A 2,490-nucleotide genomic window follows, 5' to 3' on the forward strand; every position below is an offset into this window, starting at 1 on the left:
GTCGCGAAGCTGGCGGAGAAAGAGCTCAGCGCCGTTTGGGTGGAGCCGAAGAATGTGCCCATGCACACCATGGCAAGCACCGGGAGGGCTACGGCGGCGGCTGCCCCCGCGCGCTGCCGCGCCGGCATGGCTTTGCGGAGCTCCTTCTGCCGTGCCGCACCGGCCGCGGTCCGCGCCGGCGTCCGGACCACCGCGTGGTGGGTGGGGTGAACGGCGAAAGCCGGAACCAGGGTGATGGTCAGCGCGGCGGCGAGGGCCAGCGGCAGCCAGGGTGCGATGAGGCTGGCGAGGATTCCGACGAGCGCGGGCCCCAGGACAAAGGTGAGCTCGTCTGCCGTGCTTTCGTAGGACAGGGCCGTGTCAAGGTCCGCCGAGTTGGCCTCCGGACCGCCACGGGACGTCAGGGCCATCCAGCGGACCCGGGCCAGGGGACCAACCTGAGGGCAGCTGGCGCCGGCCACCAACGCGGCGGCAAGAACCGGCGCAGCGCCGGCCAGGTCCTGGCCTCCGGGGGCCAGGTAGGCGGCCAGGATCAGGGCGACGACGGCGATCGCGTTGAAGACCGCGGCAAAGACCAGCACCGGGCGCTGGCCGAGCCGGTCCGCCAGGGCGCCGAGGACGGGGGCGCCGAGCGCTGAACCGATGCCGACGGCCCCGGCCGACACGCCGCCAACCGCATAGGATCCGGTGACGGCAGTCACCAGGGTGAGGGCGCCGACGGTGAGCATGGCGAGTGGCAGCCTGGCGAAGAGTCCCAGCGGGATGAAGCTCCTGCCGGCCAGCAACGGGAGCCGGGCGAAGCGCCCGGCGGCGCGGCCCGCACCGGCAGCCTCAGCTGACGCGGGAGATGAAAGCGGCGCCGCGGAAACGGGCGCCTGGGACGGCGGTAGGTGTGTCATGATTCCGGGTTCGTTCAAAGGTGCGCATCGTCCCTCCTCCCGATGCGCGCGACCCGGTAACTGTTCAATGATAGCCCCACGTGCGCCCGGCCGTCAGGGCGGGACGGGTCAGCCCGGGACGTCGTCGGAGATGTGCAGCGTGGAACCGCTGCGTTCCTTCACTACCTGGAGCTGCGTGCTGATGCGCTGCTTCATTTCCGCCACGTGGCTCACGAGCCCGACCACCCGGCCGCCGTCGCGCAGTCCCTCGAGGGCGTCCATGACCTGCTCGAGCGCTTGCTCGTCGAGGCTGCCAAAGCCCTCGTCCACGAACAGCGTCTCGATATCCACCCCGCCGGATTCCTGCTGCACGACGTCCGCCAGCCCCAGTGCCAGGGCGAGCGAGGCCATGAACGACTCGCCGCCCGAGAGCGTGGCGGTGTCGCGGCGCTGCCCGGTCCACTGGTCCACCACCTCAAGGCCGAGACCGGACTTGGCGCCGCGGGCGGCCTTGGCGTCGGTGTGCTGCAGTGTGTAGCGGCCATCGCTCATGCCGATCAGCCGTTCCGAGGCGGCGACGGCGACCTGTTCGAGCCTGGCGGCAAGCACATAGCTGTTCAGGCTCATGCGGTAGGTGTTCTCTCCCGCGCCGCGGGCGGCGTCGGCGACGGCGTTCAGCAGTGCGGCCCGCTCCCGGGGTTCCCGGCCTGTGGCGGCGCGCTCGGCATACTCGCCCGCGATCCGCCCCAGCGTCCGCACTGACTTTTCGGCGAGTCCGGCGGCCAGGCCAGCCTGGCGGGCGGCGAGGTCGGCGGCGGCGGCGCCGGCACGGAGTTGTTCCAGGGCCCCGGCCTCTGCCGGGCCCTCGGTCTCCCGTTCTCGGGCGGCGAGCGCCAGTTCCTCGCCCGCGAACAGCTCCTCGATCCTGGCGGACTCGTCCTGCCCGGAACGGATGGCGGCTTCGAGGCCTGCTGCGTCGGCTGCCGGGAGCAGCACGGCCCGGGCTGCCTGCGCCGAGCCGAACCCGGATGCGGGCAGCGCCTGCTCCAGTTGTGCCCGGGCCTCCCCGGCACGGGTCCTGGCCTGTTCCAGCCCGGTCCGCGCCTCTGCGGCGTGTTCCAGGATGGCAACGGTCCGCGTGAGGGCGGCGATCCGCTCCCCCAGCGTCCCGTGGCCCGCGCGCAGTTTCGCCATGGCGAGTTCGAGGGTCTCCGCCTGTGCCTGGACTTCAGCGATCGTGGAGTCCGTTTGGTCAAAGGTCGAGGCATCAGCCGCCTGGGCCCGTTCCGCGGCGGCGATTTCCTCCCCAAGCTCGGAGAGCCGGGACCGGCTGTCTGCAAGTTCTTCGGCTGCACGGCCGGCCTCGGCGGCGCGTTCGCCTGCCAGCAGCGCCTCTTGGCGGGCTTCCTCCGGCGGGGTGTTGCCGCCCTGGGCCGCCAGCACGGCAACTCCCTGCTGGGCGTCGGCCAGCCCGCGGTCCAGCTCAGCCAGGGCGCTTTCTGCTGCCTCGCATGCGTCCTGCGCGGCCTTCTCCGCTTCAGCGACGGCCAGGGCGGACGCAGCGGCCGGGGCCGGGGCGGGGTGTTCGGGGCTGCCGCACACGGCACAGGGG

General features: G+C 72.5%; 1 protein-coding gene and 1 pseudogene. Both read right to left on the reverse strand.

All coding sequences use genetic code 11. The features are described from left to right. Positions 1 to 899 (reverse strand): annotated as a pseudogene (locus tag BJG92_RS15545) (MFS transporter); the annotation flags it as partial. A gap of 108 nt (positions 900 to 1,007) precedes the next feature. Continuing rightward, positions 1,008 to 2,490 (reverse strand): SbcC/MukB-like Walker B domain-containing protein (locus BJG92_RS15550; RefSeq protein WP_269462068.1); only part of this gene is annotated, 1,483 nt, incomplete at its 5' end.

It is taken from the genome of Arthrobacter sp. SO5, assembly GCF_020532805.1.
Taxonomy (GTDB): Bacteria; Actinomycetota; Actinomycetes; order Actinomycetales; family Micrococcaceae; genus Arthrobacter.